Here is a 16,755-nt window from a genome sequence, read left to right on the forward strand (position 1 = left end):
GACTGTAGAAGCTGGAAGATCCTGTTCACGACACCTGAACGCTCAGATAGTCACCGAAACCACCGATTCAGCATCGGCTATCGGCAGTGGTGAGCTGCTCGATGTGATCGACTGAGCCTATTGTCGCTAATACCGTTCGACGATTCATTACAATGGCAATGTATCGATCTATTATGCTTAAAAATCTCCTCTATGTAGCAATTTTCACGGTGCCCCGAATACGGAACACCATGCTCAGGCGTGGACAGCAGTTCTGACTAACCTATGTTATTTTAATCTGAATTTTCTAACCAATCGTTACAATTAAAGAACCTTTTCGAATAAGGCCACCATGACGAAACGTAGGGTTTTACTCTCAAGTATCGCTGCCACAACTGCGGTTAGTGGGTGTTTACGTACAGAATTTGGAGACTCAAATGGAACGTCTCCTGATTCAAACCAAGAAACCTCATCTCCAGAGGGACAATCACTATCTGGGCAAGCTATCGATTGGTCGCAGTATGGTTATAATGCGGCGAACACGGCATATGTGCAGGAAAGAGTCGGACCCACTCAAATTGGAAACACCCAGAATGGAACAGTAGACGTCAATGATTCCTTTGCGATTTATGACGGCCTCTTGATTGGTGGTGGCAACCAATATGAGCTCCCAATCGAATTGCCAAATGGATCGGAGATCGCCCGGCGAGCCAACCACTCAATGGCGGTCGATAATATGATTTATTTGAGTGGAAGCAGAGAAGATGGCGTTACGGGATGGGTGGGGGCATTTGAGCTCGATGGCGGAGAAATCTGGAATAAGGATCTTGAACCAATTGATGACGATCGTAGTTTTCCAATGGGAAGCCCAGCTATAGCGGATAATACGCTCTATCAGGCAACTGGAGACGGGATCCTCAGAGCAATAGACGTTGATAGTGGAGAACCCCGATGGCAATACGATTTAGGTGGTCAAAAACAACTGACACCAGCCATAGTCGATGGGGTGACGTATGCAACGGGAAGTGAAACAGTTGCTATCAATCAATCGGGGGATGTGGAGTGGACCAGATCATTTGAACTTCAATCGTCACCAGTTGTTGAAGGTGAGAGACTGTATGCCGTAGGAAACGTCGGCTCGTTTGCAGCCGATGACTCAGAACCTTCTGGGGTGATGGGTTTGTACTCGTTAGATACACAGACCGGTTCAATAGAGTGGGCCACCGAGTTAGGGGGCCTCAATTACGAGGGCCTCCGAAATATCGCTGTAGATGATTCAGCTGTTTATGTGAATACGAATACTTCATTGGCTGCAGTCGAGAAATCTACCGGTGACATTCAATTCCAATCTGAACTCGATAATTCCGGTGAGGTGATCGTTACAACTGACCGAATTTACACAGTTGGAAAAAGTAGTAGTGCAGGTTCAATTACGGCTCATTTGAAAGACTCTGGTGAAGAACTTTGGACTGAAGTCATATCATCGCCAATTATGACTGAACCTGTTGTATCAAATAATCGACTATATGTTGGAGCAGGAAATGGCTTGCACGTATTCATAGAGTGATAGACTCGATATTTCATTTTACAGAGAATCCAATCAGTGATATTAATTTGGGAGGTAGTTTTCATCGTGTTTAGTTAAGCGAATTCCACCAGACTGCGAACGATTGGAGCCATGTTTCTGCGGTTGCTGGTTCGACGTGGCTGAAACTATTGCTAAACTAAGATGTACGGCGTTTTATTTCTCGAAATATACGTTCGACGGCATTCCGATTTCCATGGCGAACAGTCTGAAATCGGAGTCCTGCTCGGTTCAGTGCCGCTGAAAGATGGTGCGCATGATCGACGAGAAATATAGCCTCAGACACATCGTGTTTTTCACGGAGTTCTCGGAGAAATTTCTGCGTCAATACCGTTGTCGTAGTCGTAAACAGCCGAACATGGAGAAATTTGTTTGTCTCTGGATCGACCGCCGCGTACAGCCAATACTGCTGGCCATTGATCCGGATCACCGTCTCGTCTAACGCGATGTGATCCGGGGTTGCATCGGTGGCTGGCTGTAAATCTGCTTTCTGCACCCAATCGTGAACCGCTTTTCGTGAACGTTGGACACCGAACTTCTCAAGTTCTGAGACGGTATTCGAAAGTGATAATCTAGCCAGATGTAACCGAATACCGAGCTTCATCAACTCGCTCGGTGTCCGCTCTCGCTCCACAAAATCTAATTCAAGCCAGTCGTTACAACCGCTGAGGCGAGTGATTTCTGCCATAGACCAGCCGAAATTCACTCCGCCTCAGTTTTCACTCTTAACTAAACACGACCGTAGTTTTGGGCTTTAGGCCTCTCGTAAAAAGTTGATTCTCGTTTTGAAGAATGATAGAGGCCTTCACTGATATCGACTGAGATTATCATAGGCTCGCAATACACCGTCTGAATGGCTAATGAAAACCGATCCAGCATCTACGGCAGGTGATTTCTCGAAGGATTGTGGGAAATCATAGGTATCTCCAATGGTGCCGTCTTGAGATATTGATGTGATTGCTGATGGTTCGAAAAAGTCACCGGTTGGTACCCAGGTCATCGATTCCTGCGTTGGGGGCTTTGAGGTAAGATGAATGGATTCCGGAGACACTGTCCAATTGGTAGTTCCTGTTTCAAATTGGAAACTTACTATGTCTCCGGATACGAGCCAAAAGTTTCCTTCGAACGGGATTGGTTGTGGAGCACTCGATCCACTTCCTCTTCGTTCGATTTCGTCTTCCCATAAAACAGATCCGTCTGTGCCAGATAAACCAAAAATCTTGCCCTCATTATCAACAACAACTATGTCATCGTACAATGTGTAGGCGATTCCCGCACTTCTACCGATGAAGTCATCTGGTGTGAAATCCCAGCGTTTTTGACCTGAATCCTTATCGAGCGCAAAGACCCGTGTGTCTTTATCACGGTCAGCATCTGGTGAATTCACGTAATCACTTACTGTGGCAAACAGGACGATATCATCACCTATGAGCGGCGAATAGGTATGTCCGTAACCTGTAGAAATACCACTTTGCCACAGTCGTGGCCCTTCAATACTTTCATACGCAGTAACACCTTCACCAACTTCTTCACCTACTACCATCTCAGCTGAAACCGTAGCAAACTCTGCCCCAGGATACCCAGTCATCGCAGCTTGAACCTCACCCGAATCTTTATCGATACGGACTATATCCTGGTCAGTTTGGGCAACTATCGAATCTTCAAGAATAAACGGATTAGCCATGGTGAGTTCTGAAGATGAAAACTGCTCTGAACTGACACTCCATTCCGTTTCCCCAGTGGTTCTGTTGATCGCAAAAAGGGACTGGTTGAGAGAGCCAACGTAAACAGTTTCACCATCAGAGACAGGACTTGTTAGGGGAGCATCAGCTTCGAATTCCCATGTGGTGCCTGTGAAACCACCATTTGAATTTGATTGTCCCTGCGTAAATTGAATGCAGCCGGAAAACAGTCCAGTCGAACAAGCTGCTAAGAGAGTACGCCGTTTCATAATCTTGGTGTGCTAATCAGTATCCGATGTTTCTGATCCATTGATATTTAAATTACCTTCTTGTGCAATGTTTGAAACTCATCTTGAGACCCCACCGAATCAATTCCCTGGGTGGATTCTCGTCGGGTAAGCTGGCAGTTTCACAATACAACTAAGCCTTCGCTATTTTTGAACTATACCGGAGGTATCCGATGGGTAGCAGCCTTTAGTTGGTCTTTTCTGGAGAACTGAACCTACAACCTGGCATCAACATCATTCATATTGACTTACTGAGCAAGACAATGGAATACAATCGTCCCGCACTGCGCATAACTCGATTGTTATCCTATATCGATCGCTAAGCCGTCTTCATCGATATAGAACTGTTCCCCATCGCCGTTGCTTTCGACGCGATCGAAAGAGCGTTTCACCACATGGCGATCGTAGTCGGTTTCGTTAGTGATCTCTTGGAGCATGACCGTTTCACGGCCCAGATCAGAGACATACTCTGATTTGAGGTAGGCGTAACAATCATCGACAGCCTCAGTCTGGACAGCCCGCTCGAACAAGCTAATGTTTTCAGCGACGACCGGGTCAGCAGGATCGTAGATCAACTCGCCATTACGGAGATCAACCAGACAGACACTGACGTGGCGGCTGAAGCGTGTCCGAGCGAGTTCGTCCTCTTTGACCAGATTCTGCACGCGATCGGTCCAGCCAGTCGGTGAGGCGATCCCCAATAGATACGGGGTTTCCTGATTTGAGGCTTCACGCACCGCATCGTTGACGAAACCAAGGAGATCATCCAAATCAGCGGGTGTCGCGTCGAACCCATTAATCGCATGGGCCTCCAGATGGGAGGCCACCGTGGCTTCGATGATCATTTCAGTGGACTCACTGAGCCCCATGTACTTGCTTTCGGTAATCGTGTACCGAGCGGTTGGGTTGGTAGGATGCGTCCCGGACAGTTCTTTGTCGTGCTCTTGGAGGAGGTTCGTCATCCGGGAGGCTTCATTGCGGCGTTCACTCCGGCCATCCCAGTAGTCATGTGGGACCTCAAAGGTGTCATTGGGCATGCGAATCGATTGAACTTCGAACATGCCAGTGTCGAACCGCCCCATGTAATCCATCTCAAAGAGTCGGGCCGTAGAGGCGGTCACGACGTCTTTGCCTTCCAACCCTCCCGTGTCGTCGACGGATGTTTCGACTTCCTCAACTCGTTCTTCAAGCGATTGCTGGCGTTCATCGAGTCGATCCCGAGCGGATTCGATCTCCTCGCGCTCAACTTGGAGGCGGTCGATTTCGTTTTTGAGTTCAGACCGCTGTTCGGTGAGTCGCTCGAGTTCCGCTTCGACAACTTGGGCAGCTTGTTCCCCTACCTCTTCGCTGCCGGACTTGACGGCTTCCTCTTTGGCGGTTTCTAACTCTGTAATCTTCGTATCCAACTGCGTTTCGAGTTCTTGGGTTCGAGAGATGGCATCGTTCAACTCAGCCAACGCGTCTTCATCGATGGTATCGATATTCTGAATCTCAGCGCGGATGTCCGCAGCATCGACGGTTTCACTCGCCACCTGCCGTTCGACCCGGCTGATTTCTGTTTGGATTTGAGTGCGCTGCCGTTCGAAGCCACGTTCGAGTGAATCTTCCAGGTCGGTCAGCTCCTCGCGGAGGGCGTCCTGGATCTTCTCTCGTTCGTCGGTGGAATCGGAGACTGCTTCGATGGCGTCTTCGATACTTTCGACAAGGTGTTCCAGCCCGTGAGTTTCGACGTAGACGAAGAAGCCTTGCCGAATCCGCTCGCGGCGATCGTCATACCGTTCGACGAGTCGTTCGATGACCTCTTGTTGGACCTCCGGATTCTCTATCAGTTTATCCATGTTGGCGATCTGCGTGGAGGTGTATTCCTGCACCAGTTCGTACACTTCCCCTTCCATCCGGCGGACCTTCTCTTCGATTTGGTCTTCATCGAGTGCATCGAACTGTTTGAACCGGTCGAATTCGACGACCGCTTCCAGTTCTTTCTCGATGAAGTCTCCCTGCATCGCGGTCGGAACTTCTGACTCCTTGTAAAAGCTGGCAGCCAACAGTAACCGAGCCAATGTCAACTCCCCAGCCGCCCGTTGACGGGCATCTTTCGAGAGGAAGTCAGGACACTCCTTGCCGAAGTCCCAACGCAATTCCTCTTCATCAGCCTTGATTTCGTTGTATTTCTCGATTCGTGATCGATCCGGCATTCTTGTGAGACCGGCCAAGTCACGATCAAGAACTCGATTCGCCGTGTATGTGAGTTCATCAAATTTCTCTTGACAATCAGTCATGGTATCACTCCGATTGGCTGGCTGCGTAATCCCCAAGCTCAGTTTCGAAAAAGTCCCCAAGGAACTCCGGAGCTGGGGGGATCCCATCGACACGAATTCTGACGACGACAATGTCGCCAGCAGTATCATCAAGCTCGTACGAGACTTCCGCACGACCCTTTTTGGTGTACATTTCGTATTCGTTTCTAGACCCAGATTGGAGTACTGCCTTCTTTTTGGACAGGATGTATTCCAAAAACGTCTCAACTGCATCAAGCGACGCCGATATTTCTTCAGTGACAGTAATCGATTCGGATTCCACCTCTGGGGTTGTGGGTTGCAGCCGATAGACCCCGATTTGTTCGCTTGGGACTTTAGCAACCAATTCTTGGTACAATTCCTCATGGTCAACCCCCTCTGCAATGCGGGCAAGTCCCTCTGGCGTCTCGATGTCCCCCTCATTCCAATTTTTGAACAGATACTCCACCCGCTTCCGTTCGGCTTCTTCGGTGTATTGAACGGTATACAAATACCGTTCAGTATCGTCATTTTCAGCCATGGATTAGTTGGTGGAGCTTCCTGTCTGTGAGGGAAACCATTGTTGGATGGAATGCCGAGTGGTTCATGTCTGGGTACTGCATCAGGATGTTTCTACATTTGTCCCATAAATAACTATCTCTATCTCGGAGTGAGGGACACAAATAAATTACAACGAAATAGATTATAGTTAGTCTATCCATTCTGGAGAAAACTACAAAATTACGTTCGGTACAAATCTTTAAGTGGTAATGGTATGACGGGTTAAGCGGGTGACACAAGACAACAAATGAGCGTGATGCTATGGACAGTTGGAGCGTTCGTGGTGAACCTCCTGCTTGGGATTGGCCTCCTACTTGGCGTGTACAAATTCATGGAACGCCGGGTCACCTTGGGGGCTCTCTCAGGCATTGTCGTTGGAACAGGGGTCATTTACGCGCAGGCGACCCTCGGAGAGCAGTGGCTGACGGTCACGGTTAGTGAGATGAAACTCCTCGTGATCGCCGCCTGCTTGGGGGCAGTTATCGGCGTCGTTGGGACCGTCTTGACGGTCAAACCAGACCTCTGAACGTATAGTCAAAAAAAAAAATAATAACCTCACAACATACAACACCGATCATGGAACTACGAAACTGGGTTCAGGACCGATTTGGCACCGCTGATACAGAATCACTGCTTGACGAGAGCGTCTACAGTCAAAAGGAGCTACGGAAAGATAAGACGAAGCTCGAACAGAGCATGAAACAGGTCGAAAAGGAGATGGAAAAACATCAAAGGAAGTACGAGAAGCTCATGCAAAAAGGGGCTGAGGCCGATGAAATGAAACGCAAGCAGTACGCCCAGAAGGCCAAATTCGAGAAAAAGAAGTACACCATCAAGAAACAAAAACACAAACAGAAGAGCGTCAAGCTGGGGACGATCATTTCGATCGAAGGGATGCGTGAAGTGATGGACATGCAGAGCAATGAGGCCGATATCACGCTCACTACTGTTCTCAATGATGAGATGAACGCCCAAGAGCTGCAGGGGCAGGTCATGGAGCAGATGGCAGAATTCGGTCTTGAAATGGAGGATATGAAGGAAGTCCAGGAAGCTCTCGATGTGGAGATTCTGGATCAAGAGCTCCAGACCGAAGAACCGGAGGAACTCGAACTGATGGAAGAGATGGCCGCAGGCGAGATGTCGTCCGAACAGATCGATATCGAAGAAGAAGTAAATGGTGACACGGAGACGGACGATATCGATATCGACATCGAACAGAATCAAACGCTGTAATCGCCTTCGGCTGTAACTTCAATTCATGTCGCTCAAAAAGAATGCCCAGAAGAAACACTTAGAGTCCGAGTACGAACGGTATCGGTCACAGGCTGAAACCGCTCGCAGCGAGGATCACTACGACAAAGCCGCCCGCTACTACAAGGAGTGTGTCGACGTCTTAGAACAGTGGGCAGAGTTGGAATCAAACGAGTCACTCAAACAAGAGCGGTTAGAGCTGGCTGAAAATCTCAAGGCAGCAGCGAAGAAACTATCCAACGGTGAGGCCCTCACCAGTGACTCCTCACCATCAGGGGGCTCATCCTCAGGGTCCAGCGGCAGTGGCTCGACCAGCGACCGACGTGACAGTCAACCACAGGGGCAACCTGATGACGACGACGAAATCGATCCCACCTCCTTCCTTGAAGATACCCCCGAGATGGATTTCGGCGATGTCGGTGGGATGACCGATCTGAAAGAAACCCTCAAAGATCAGGTGATCGACCCACTGAAACGCCCTGAGTTGTACGAGGAGTATGATTTAGGCGTCGTCAACGGGGTGTTGATGTACGGCCCGCCAGGAACCGGGAAGACCTTCATCACCAAGGCGTTGGCTGGTGAATTGGAATACAATTTCATCGAAGTGCAGGCCTCCGATATCACCAGTTCACTCGTCGGTGAAGCGGCGAAAAACATGGAGGAGGTCTTCGAAGTCGCACGCAACCACCAGCCATGTCTGCTCTTCATGGACGAAATCGATGCCATTGCCGCCGAGCGTGAGGGCAGTGGCAACAAGACGATGAGTGAAGGGCAGATGATCACGCAATTCCTGACTGAGATGTCCGACATCAAAGGTGAGGACGTGATCGTTGTCAGTGCAACCAACCTGCCTGATAGCATCGATGGGGCGGCGTGGCGGCGGTTCGATGAACGAATCGAAGTTCCGCCACCAGATGCCACGGCGAGGGCCGCTGTCCTGCGGGTACATTTGCGTGATCGGCCCGTGTTGACTGACAAAATCGATTGGGACGAAATCAAAGCCCTGACCGATGGGTATTCCTCCAGTGACTTGGAGATCATCGCTTCGAAAGCCGCACGAAGCGCGCTGAAAGAGGCCCGCTCAGAGGATGAAATAGTCCCAATCACCCAACATCATCTTGAAACCGCAATCGAAGAAACAGAATCCAGTCTGGAAGCTTGGGAGGGATAGATGAAACGGTATTTGATCCCCATTCAGGAAGCCAGCCAGGCAGAAACCATTGAACGGATTCCTGTTACAGACTCGCCAGTCGGACTTTACCGAAAAGACAATGGCAACTTCGATGTCGTGGCGGAAGCTGACGATCGGATCTATGATCTCGGGGTTCGAGATGCTGGGGTATCTCGGAAATCCAATGGCCAAGCCCCAGTCGAACTGAGTGCAAGTACCCGCGGGATCAACGTGGAGAATCTAACGAGTACGAATCCAATCCTCGTCGAGACAGGCCCTGGACAAACAGAATTAGCGAAAGGGGAATTCATTGAGATCACCGATGATTGTGTCATTGAACTCGGAATCGGTGTGAAAATCCGCGCGAATGTGCGTGGGACTGTCGATGAATCCGAGTCTCAAGAGGTGGTCACAAAAGAAGAGTCTCATCGCCAGGAGGGCCCCGAAATCACTGCCTATGTGCAGACCGCCGGCGAATTGATTCGGAAAGAAGTCGAAAAGGAAGCTGTGACTGAATGTCACACCCACATTCAGACCCTCTATGATACGATCATCGAATGTCCTGTCGATGATCAGGCCTACAATAAGGTGGAATCGGATATGGAACATGTGCTCCAACGACTGGATAATAAAGTCACGAACGCAACACTGTCTGAAACCGATATCGCAGATGAGTTCCAGCACGAAATCGTTTCACTGACAAATAGGGTCGAATCTCTGTACGCGAGGCACTAATGAATATCGCAGCCCAAACTGACGTCGGTCAGGAGAAGACGACGAACGAGGACGCAATCACGACAACCGAGTTTGAGTCGGCACACTTGGTGATTGTTGCCGACGGAATGGGCGGACATGCAGCCGGCGATGTGGCCAGCGATATGGCGACGTCGACCATCTCAGAGACCGTCGCGACGGCTCTGGGTAACGGGAGAGAAGATTTTGAATCGATTCTCGATGACGCAATCACGGCGGCTAATGAAGAAGTCCACGAGTATGCAGCGGCTGAAGACATTCATACGATGGGCACGACCGTCGTTGCCGCGATTCTCACCGACGATGACATCGTGATTGCCAACGTCGGGGACAGTCGGGCATACAATGTTGGGGCGTCGCTTGAGCAAATCACTGTGGATCACTCGCTGGTCCAAGAGTTGATTGATGAAGGGGAAATTACGCCTGAAGAAGCGAAAACCCACCCTCAAAGGAATGTTATTTCCCAATCGTTAGGGACAGAATCGTCTGTGAGTCCGGACTTCTACCAACCGGATATCGATGACTATCTACTCATGTGTTCTGATGGTCTGACTGAGGAAGTCGATGAAGAGAGCATCTACGACAGTATTAATTCATCGGCGTCACTTGGTGCTACTGTCGATGACTTGGTTACGACGGCCAATGACAACGGTGGCTCCGATAATATTGCAGTTATTCTCGCTGCCTGTTGAGTGTGGGTATGGTAGCAACCCACTACGAATGATCTGGTCTCCTGGAATTCTGAGTGGATCCTCAGTGGCAAATGAAACAATTTTGTTATCGGGCGTCACCGTCGCTGATTCATTGGATGGAAGTAGCTGAGTGTGAACACGCAGAACATTCCAATGTTGCGGTTATCAATGCCAAATGAGAAATAGTCAATTGCAAGATGCAATTGCCCTATGCAGCACCTTATGAAGGTTTAGTTGGAAATACGCGCCTAAGCAGTAGTTTTATATTTCGTAATTAAAAATTATATCGACATTTTTAGCCAGCCGTTATCATGTCGTGCTGTCGCTGGGTTGCTCGGTGGGTTTATATCGATCACAGGGGGTTGTCTCCGGTTTCAAGACAGTGAAACACAATCACAACAGAGTGAAACACAAACGCAAGAGGCCATAACAGGTACCATTCCGGTCAATCGCTACGAACCACTCGGCGACGAAATCCGGAGCCAAAGCCAACAGGAGTTCCGCAGGGACGCAGACAAATTAGTTTTGAAAGCAGGCGATAAAGATGCCACAGAAGATGATCTTGAAGGCGCGATGGTTGCTGCAGAAGTCACTGTCGGGACCACTGAAAACCGGGTTGATCTCTCCAACGTTGCCCAAATCGTGTATACATTCAGGCACCGTTCAGATGCGTCAGAAGAAACGTACGCTGATGACCTGGACACTCAACACAGATCGTATCCCGGTATCGCTGACGAAATATATCGTGTCGACCGCGACTCGGTGGAAGCCGCAATGGCCGGCTATGAGGAGGACATCCGAGGGGTGATGCTGAACGATTTCGAAGATACAGGCGAGACGACACGCACTATCAATGTCGAAGATATCGACGGCGGTCGCAACATTGGCATCGGGGTTGAGGTCAGTTCTGACTTCGCCCAAGAGGTTACGCTGGAAGTGTTCAGTGTCCGCGGAGAAGATACGAATGGGAATGAGGTGCTCCATCTCGTCACTACGGAGGAATAGTGTCATGGAAAGTCTCCCAAGTGAGGCCGCAGGGTTTGGAAACTGTGTCCAGCAGTACCACCGCTTGCAAGGCGTATTCATCGCTCTTTGTCTTCGCGTTGTCGTTGCGGTCACTAATTACGAACGAGAAGATGAAAACGAGTGTATCGGCGTTCACTTCGAAGTCGTAAGTGAGACCGAACTTGATGCGTTTACACGTTCAAAATGTCTCTCGGAAAACCCATAGACCACCGGGTGATCTATCGCGTCCGAAACGAGCAATCCTACGCTTGTTCTTGCATCTGATTCAGTCACATACTGAAAGAGTAATCGCAGTCATGCTGCTGCATACCTCCTCTACATCGGTCACTCGGCTACCTATCAGCTACCAAATGAGAGGATTCGCCGAGTGATAAATACAAGGTGCGTATTTTCCAGGATGTTTCAGTCATATAAATCTGAGAATATCCATGCAAATTCCACAAATCAGTATATAAGCCTGCTTATTCCCCCGAAGTCACTGGGTTAGACGACGTTTCAAAAGATACCCAAATCCGCCGAGGGCAGCAACCGTACCCCCTACACTGAAGCCCGGGACTTCTGACTCGGAAACTGATTCAGAATGATTCTGACTGCTATCGGTACGATTCCTGCTTGTCGAAGGAGTCTTGTTGTCATCAGAATCGGTCGCTGTTGCAGCCGAATCCGTCTGCCCCGACAGATCGAATGTTGCGACCACCCCTGCATGATCTGAGGGCCAGAGTCGAACCATTTCGCCGTCGGACTGGATCGTGATACGGTCATCGGGACGGTGACCCACGCGACCGATGGCAGTTGGGTGGAGATCGCCACGGTAGAGCGTGCCGTCGATGCGTCGATCCAATTGTGAGTCATCGTTTTGGAGATCGGCAGCCTGACAGCAGGTACTGCCGTTAGCGTCCGGACGGAGGGCAGCGTAGGGATCATTGAGGGTCTCTGTCAGCAACCCATACGTTTCCGTCTCGGCTCTTGGGCCGCTATTAAAATCGCCACACAGGATAACCGGTCGATCCGAGGGGAGTATGGTAAGTAATTCCTCTGCCTGCCGCCGCCGGGGTTCCATGGCAGTCGATTCGAGATGGGTTGTGCTGACAGTAAGATCGACTCCTCCGACGCGGATATTCGCAGTGCAGTATCCTCGATGCAGTGTCACGTCCCCGGAGTTGGTCGGGATTTTGACCGTAATCGTCTCATCAAAGGTATCGGCTACAGTCTCAGTCACCTCTACTCCCTCACGAACCAGCAGGGCGTCTCGATCTGCAAGGTCAAGGGTCACCTCCCCATCGGACAACTCCCCGGAAAGTTCGATGTCGGTCGTGACCGTGTCAGCCGCCACACGATAAGAGAGGTCGCGGTCTTCAAGCGCGGATACGATGCGCGTCAAAAAATTGAATGCTAGTGCCTCGTCGTCAGTTTCCCCCGGCCGTTTTGTACGGAGCTGTCCGGCCTCCTGCAAGCCGACAATATCTGCCTGCTGGGATTCGATTTCTGCAGCGATAGCCTCTGCACGCGCCGCGTAGATAGTGGGATCGAAATCATTCAAAAACCGGCCGATGCGAGCGTAAAATTCCAGGTTTGATCCGGCCTGTAACAGGTTAGAGAGGTCGACACCGAGGTAGGCGTTTCTTGTCATGACTGTCACCGTCGAGGCTGGCGAGGTGGCTGCAGCCCGTGAGATGGCCCCGACCCCAGCGGTCAGCCCAGCAACACTACCAAGAACCGCTCGACGACTCGTCGTCGATTGGGACAACTCCGAGATATCCATACCGACGTGTTTGGAGGGTTTGAATAAAGCTACTTTCCCTGAAATCAATACTATAATTTGATCATGAATCCCAACCGATTAACCGATTCGGAGACGCTCCCCTTTCGTATCGATAGATCACCGGCCGTGAGTGACATTCGGATAGCATTACTTTTCCTGTCGGTGCGTTCCCGAGGTTCTCTGAATCGGCTGTGAACATCATTTACAAAATAGAAACCATATCAGGTGTTGTTTTTCCATAATTAAGCGAAGCAACGGTCATAATAGAATATTGTTATTCATTGATGTATGATATGTGAGCTCTACATTCAGCAGTCATTAATTTGATTCGTCAGCGATATGCTGCCTTTCACTTCGCTGGATTGCCGTTATGACCGTGGATGACAGACGATTATCAGCAGTCGAGCGAATGGGCCCAACAGCATCGGGAATCGTTGACCACGCGACATACCCACGAGGATGTCCTCACAGATCGAGAGTTCGAATTGCTGTTGGAAGCATGCAGTTCACTCCCGGAGCCAAAGGATCCACAAACACGGTTCGTGTGTCTGGCAGCTGGTAGGCTTGGGCTCCGAGCCGGTGAGATCGCTCACTTCCACGCAGAGTGGCTTGACTGGGATCGGATGCTCCTCCGCATTCCGCAACACGAACCCTGTGAGTGTGGCTACTGTCGGCGGCAAGCAACACAAGAGACGACTCATAACGAGGAACTCACACACGAGGAAGCGATGGAAGCGAGGTGGCATCCCAAGACAGTGGCCTCCGCGCGGTCTATCCCAATCGATCTCTCGCTTCGGTTGGAACTGTGTCTGGAACGGTTCACCAACCAGTATGAGGCGTTTCCCCGGTCGCGCAGTGCTGTGAACAGACGAGTGACGGCCGCCGCCGAGGCAGCAGACATTGACGGCCGAGTGTATCCGCACGCTTTGTGAGCGACTGCAGCCAGCTATCACGCATATCAAGGGGTTGCACCGGTTCCGCTCCAAGCACTGATGGGCTGGAACGATTTGGCAACGGCACAGAAGTATATCCGCATTTCAGGTAGAGCGACAGCCGACGCTCTCCGGCAGGTTCACTACCGATAACGCCAGTCACATATCTATCACTTCTCAACGTGACTGCTGAATAAAGGGCGCGTATCTGTACACTGAGTGGTAGCAATAGTAGCAGGCCAGAAATGTTGCAACAGATTAGGTAAGAGTTGAGAATGCTTCTGTGGCCCCTCCTCTGGTACAAATAATGGGTTCTGAAGTCAGAAATTGATAGAATACCCTGTGACGGTATCGCCACCGATCACGAGTTCATCACTTGCAACGGCGATATCTTCACCATCGAGCGGTTGGGTCGACCGATGTACTATTTCTCCTGTCGAACGATCATAACCTGTCAATCCAGTTTCTCTATCACCCACCCAAACGTGGGATGCAGAGGTGTCGATAGCCCTGACTGCGCCAGTGATACTTGTAGTCCATCGTTCCTCGCCGGACTCCCTTTCCAAAGCATATATATCGCCTTCATCTGCCGCGGCTACAACGAGAGAGTTATCCACGGCAAGGGGGGCATCGGGCCACCCTGTGTCTGAGTATGACCACTCGAGACCGTTTGTACCAATCGGATATGCGTGAACACCCTGTGGTGCACAAGCAAAGAGAGTTTCACCGTGAACATGACCCGTTGACCCGCCCCAAGCAGCATAGGTAATTGACCAGGAATCTTTCGAGTCGATCACTGTCCCGTCCGTTTTATTGAGGACCTTCGTCCCGCCTCCCCAGCCAAGGTAGATATCTCCATCGTGGCTCCCGACATAACCGAGCTTCAACATTTCATGTTCATCACGACTTTTTGCCCATAGTTCTTCTCCGGTGTCGACATCAATACCCCAAACAAGTGGGTCTTGCTCACCATCCAGCTGGCCGCCTTTTTGCCTCGCCCCCACCACTGCGATGTCTCCTGAGATCGTCGCATCAATCGGAAAATTGTGTTTACCGTCAGAGGGGGCTTCAGAGACCCATAATTCTTCACCAGCCCTATTATATGCGTGGAAATGGCCCCCCTGTTCGGGGTTCTCTGGACTAAACCCGAAAAGTATGTATTGACCCTGTTTTGCAAATGCTGGTTCAGGGCCGGTGGACTGAATGTTCGGATGAGTGACTTCACGAGACCACTCAAGGCCTACATCGCCGAGTGCGTGACCAACTGCCCCCCAATCGTTCCAATAGAATTTGCCTTGATCCACATAAATGTGTGACGCTCCAATCGGATCACTCCATGATTCCGTGAGTGAAACATCACTTCCCCCAGTTGAGCCTGTTTGGGTTTCCTCATTTGGATCAGTAGCCTCCTGAAGCCGGAGACAGCCAGAGATGCCAGATGTAATTAGTCCCCCCAGTATCAACATCTGTCGTCTACCGAAGCCCCTTTCGTGAGTCACACTCCGGTATGAAAATTCTTGCAATAAATCACTACTGCACCCAGCGAAAGCGATAGATTCCACCCAGCAATACCTACGAGTGACTGTTTTCTATTTACAATTCAATATTTGAGTACTGTATTAACCCTCTATATCTTGCACAGCTTGATCTCTCAATTTAGGGACAGATACCGCTATTCGACTGTGCCCAGTAGAGTGGTAACTGAAGCGCGCGCTATTTCCCGGCAGCATTCTCCGTATTTTGTAAAAGTTTCTTGAAGAAGGTGAGTGTGTGAAAATAGGGCGGTTTGCCCGTAAATCTCATGCTCGGTATGGGATTTGAACCCATGTCCTCGGCTCGAAAGGCCAAGATGATTGGCCGGACTACACCAACCGAGCGCGGCATATCGAGTCACGCCGCGGCCATACATAAACCTCATCAATCACGGCCGGGGTGTGTATCTATTGCACACCCACAGTCGGTGTCACCGCCCGGGTGACTGGCCGGCGATCAGTCGACGCGCTCGGCGAACGCAAAGCTTGGTTTCACGTCCGTAATCTCCACTTCGACGGTGTCGCCGGTCGTTGTGTCGGGGACGAAGACGGTAAATCCGTCAATGTGTGCGACGCCGTCGCCCTCTTCGCCGACATCGATGATCTCGACGTCGCGGGTCTCGCCGACGCTGATCGGTGCGGTCAGGCGGTGTTTCCCGACGAGGTAGACCTCCGAGGATCTATCCCGGGAGGCTTCGGGGTTCATCGTCCGGACGTACTGGAAGGCGTCCTCAATCTCCTCGCGGAGCGCGTCGAGATCCTGTCCCTGGAACACCTTTGCCACGAAATCGCCGTCGGTCGCCAGCACGTCCTCGGCGACCCCGAAGGCTTGCCGGGCGAGATGGACTGAGCGGGCGTGATCGAGATCGTACTCGCCGGTCATATTCGGTGCCATATCCGAGATGACGAGATCCGCGCCGCCCTCGCCGATCGTTTTGCTGAGCCGATCTTTCGTTCGTTCCTCGGTCATATCGCCCTTGATCGTCTCGATGTTTGCGTGCTCCAACTCCCGGATGCGCTGGAAGTCGACGCCGACGACGGTACCGGTTTCGTCGACCTCTTCGGCGGCGACCTGGAGCCAGCCGCCCGGGGCGGCCCCAAGGTCGACGACGGTGTCGCCGTGGCTCAGGAGGTCGGCCTCCCGATCGAGTTGTTTGAGCTTGTAGGCCGCTCGCGTGCGGTAGCCCTCCTGTTTGGCGCGGTTGTAGTATTCGTCTTTGCGGGTCACAGGTTCCACCTCGGGGTCGGCCGCTCACGGGTGTTCGT

At 50.9% G+C, this 16,755-nt stretch carries 13 protein-coding genes, 1 tRNA gene and 1 pseudogene; 7 read left to right on the forward strand and 8 right to left on the reverse strand.

Features of this window, described 5'->3' with window-relative positions:
* Positions 1–331 precede the first annotated feature (331 nt).
* Positions 332–1,546, forward strand: coding sequence for an outer membrane protein assembly factor BamB family protein (locus DM826_RS02080; RefSeq protein WP_120100907.1), 1,215 nt, complete (start codon positions 332–334; stop codon positions 1,544–1,546).
* A 70-nt stretch (positions 1,547–1,616) separates the two neighbouring features.
* On the opposite strand, the pseudogene DM826_RS02085 reads toward DM826_RS02080, so the two are convergent.
* From DM826_RS02085 to DM826_RS02100, 4 genes and pseudogenes are all read right to left on the reverse strand, one after another.
* Positions 1,617–2,252: pseudogene (locus DM826_RS02085) on the reverse strand (IS6 family transposase).
* A gap of 117 nt (positions 2,253–2,369) precedes the next feature.
* Positions 2,370–3,515 carry an outer membrane protein assembly factor BamB family protein gene (locus DM826_RS02090; protein ID WP_120100909.1) on the reverse strand — a complete coding sequence of 382 codons (1,146 nt, stop codon included), beginning with the start codon at positions 3,513–3,515 and terminating at the stop codon, positions 2,370–2,372.
* Positions 3,516–3,835: 320 nt separating this feature from the next.
* Positions 3,836–5,812, reverse strand: a complete 1,977-nt coding sequence (locus DM826_RS02095) for a coiled-coil domain-containing protein (protein ID WP_120100912.1) — start codon at positions 5,810–5,812, stop codon at positions 3,836–3,838.
* A gap of 4 nt (positions 5,813–5,816) precedes the next feature.
* Positions 5,817–6,350: a hypothetical protein gene (locus DM826_RS02100; protein WP_120100915.1), complete on the reverse strand. Its 534-nt coding sequence runs from the start codon at positions 6,348–6,350 to the stop codon at positions 5,817–5,819.
* A gap of 267 nt (positions 6,351–6,617) precedes the next feature.
* Between DM826_RS02100 and DM826_RS02105 the strand changes: the two genes are divergently transcribed.
* The 6 genes from DM826_RS02105 to DM826_RS02130 all read left to right on the forward strand — a co-directional run bounded on the left by DM826_RS02105 (position 6,618) and on the right by DM826_RS02130 (position 11,242).
* On the forward strand, positions 6,618–6,896 hold the full coding sequence (locus tag DM826_RS02105; RefSeq protein ID WP_120100917.1) for a hypothetical protein: 279 nt from the start codon (positions 6,618–6,620) through the stop codon (positions 6,894–6,896).
* A 50-nt stretch (positions 6,897–6,946) separates the two neighbouring features.
* The gene (locus DM826_RS02110; RefSeq protein ID WP_120100919.1) at positions 6,947–7,603 is read left to right on the forward strand and encodes a hypothetical protein; all 657 of its coding nucleotides are present in this window, start codon (positions 6,947–6,949) and stop codon (positions 7,601–7,603) included.
* Between the two features lie 25 nt (positions 7,604–7,628).
* Entirely contained in the window at positions 7,629–8,792 is a 1,164-nt protein-coding gene (locus DM826_RS02115) for an ATP-binding protein (protein WP_120100922.1), read from the forward strand.
* A complete protein-coding gene (locus tag DM826_RS02120) occupies positions 8,793–9,527 on the forward strand; it encodes an FHA domain-containing protein (RefSeq protein ID WP_120100924.1) in 735 nt (244 codons plus the stop codon). It begins immediately after the preceding gene.
* Positions 9,527–10,237, forward strand: coding sequence for a Stp1/IreP family PP2C-type Ser/Thr phosphatase (locus tag DM826_RS02125; RefSeq protein WP_120100926.1), 711 nt, complete (start codon positions 9,527–9,529; stop codon positions 10,235–10,237). Before DM826_RS02120 ends, DM826_RS02125 begins: the two co-directional genes overlap by 1 nt.
* 525 nt (positions 10,238–10,762) lie before the next feature.
* Positions 10,763–11,242, forward strand: coding sequence for a hypothetical protein (locus DM826_RS02130; RefSeq protein ID WP_133304618.1), 480 nt, complete (start codon positions 10,763–10,765; stop codon positions 11,240–11,242).
* A 496-nt stretch (positions 11,243–11,738) separates the two neighbouring features.
* Here DM826_RS02130 and DM826_RS02135 read toward each other — a convergent pair whose 3' ends face one another.
* The 4 genes from DM826_RS02135 to DM826_RS02155 all read right to left on the reverse strand — a co-directional run bounded on the left by DM826_RS02135 (position 11,739) and on the right by DM826_RS02155 (position 16,717).
* Positions 11,739–13,025, reverse strand: coding sequence for an endonuclease/exonuclease/phosphatase family protein (locus DM826_RS02135; protein WP_120100932.1), 1,287 nt, complete (start codon positions 13,023–13,025; stop codon positions 11,739–11,741).
* Positions 13,026–14,277: 1,252 nt separating this feature from the next.
* Positions 14,278–15,261 carry an outer membrane protein assembly factor BamB family protein gene (locus DM826_RS02145; RefSeq protein ID WP_165853228.1) on the reverse strand — a complete coding sequence of 328 codons (984 nt, stop codon included), beginning with the start codon at positions 15,259–15,261 and terminating at the stop codon, positions 14,278–14,280.
* A gap of 498 nt (positions 15,262–15,759) precedes the next feature.
* Positions 15,760–15,834 (reverse strand) — tRNA-Glu (locus DM826_RS02150).
* 112 nt (positions 15,835–15,946) lie between these two features.
* Positions 15,947–16,717, reverse strand: coding sequence for a 23S rRNA (uridine(2552)-2'-O)-methyltransferase (locus tag DM826_RS02155; protein ID WP_120101349.1), 771 nt, complete (start codon positions 16,715–16,717; stop codon positions 15,947–15,949).
* Positions 16,718–16,755: the final 38 nt, after the last annotated feature.

The sequence above is a fragment of the Halonotius aquaticus genome (assembly GCF_003605575.1).
GTDB classification, from domain to species: Archaea; Halobacteriota; Halobacteria; order Halobacteriales; family Haloferacaceae; genus Halonotius; species Halonotius aquaticus.

Coding starts and splice junctions, on each gene's coding strand:
- DM826_RS02105 (WP_120100917.1), top strand. CDS start 6,618: ATGAGCGTGATGCTATGGACAGTTGGAGCGTTCGTGGTGAACCTCCTG.
- DM826_RS02125 (WP_120100926.1), top strand. CDS start 9,527: ATGAATATCGCAGCCCAAACTGACGTCGGTCAGGAGAAGACGACGAAC.
- DM826_RS02135 (WP_120100932.1), bottom strand. CDS start 13,025: ATGGATATCTCGGAGTTGTCCCAATCGACGACGAGTCGTCGAGCGGTT.
- DM826_RS02115 (WP_120100922.1), top strand. CDS start 7,629: ATGTCGCTCAAAAAGAATGCCCAGAAGAAACACTTAGAGTCCGAGTAC.
- DM826_RS02100 (WP_120100915.1), bottom strand. CDS start 6,350: ATGGCTGAAAATGACGATACTGAACGGTATTTGTATACCGTTCAATAC.
- DM826_RS02110 (WP_120100919.1), top strand. CDS start 6,947: ATGGAACTACGAAACTGGGTTCAGGACCGATTTGGCACCGCTGATACA.
- DM826_RS02080 (WP_120100907.1), top strand. CDS start 332: ATGACGAAACGTAGGGTTTTACTCTCAAGTATCGCTGCCACAACTGCG.
- DM826_RS02090 (WP_120100909.1), bottom strand. CDS start 3,515: ATGAAACGGCGTACTCTCTTAGCAGCTTGTTCGACTGGACTGTTTTCC.
- DM826_RS02120 (WP_120100924.1), top strand. CDS start 8,793: ATGAAACGGTATTTGATCCCCATTCAGGAAGCCAGCCAGGCAGAAACC.
- DM826_RS02095 (WP_120100912.1), bottom strand. CDS start 5,812: ATGACTGATTGTCAAGAGAAATTTGATGAACTCACATACACGGCGAAT.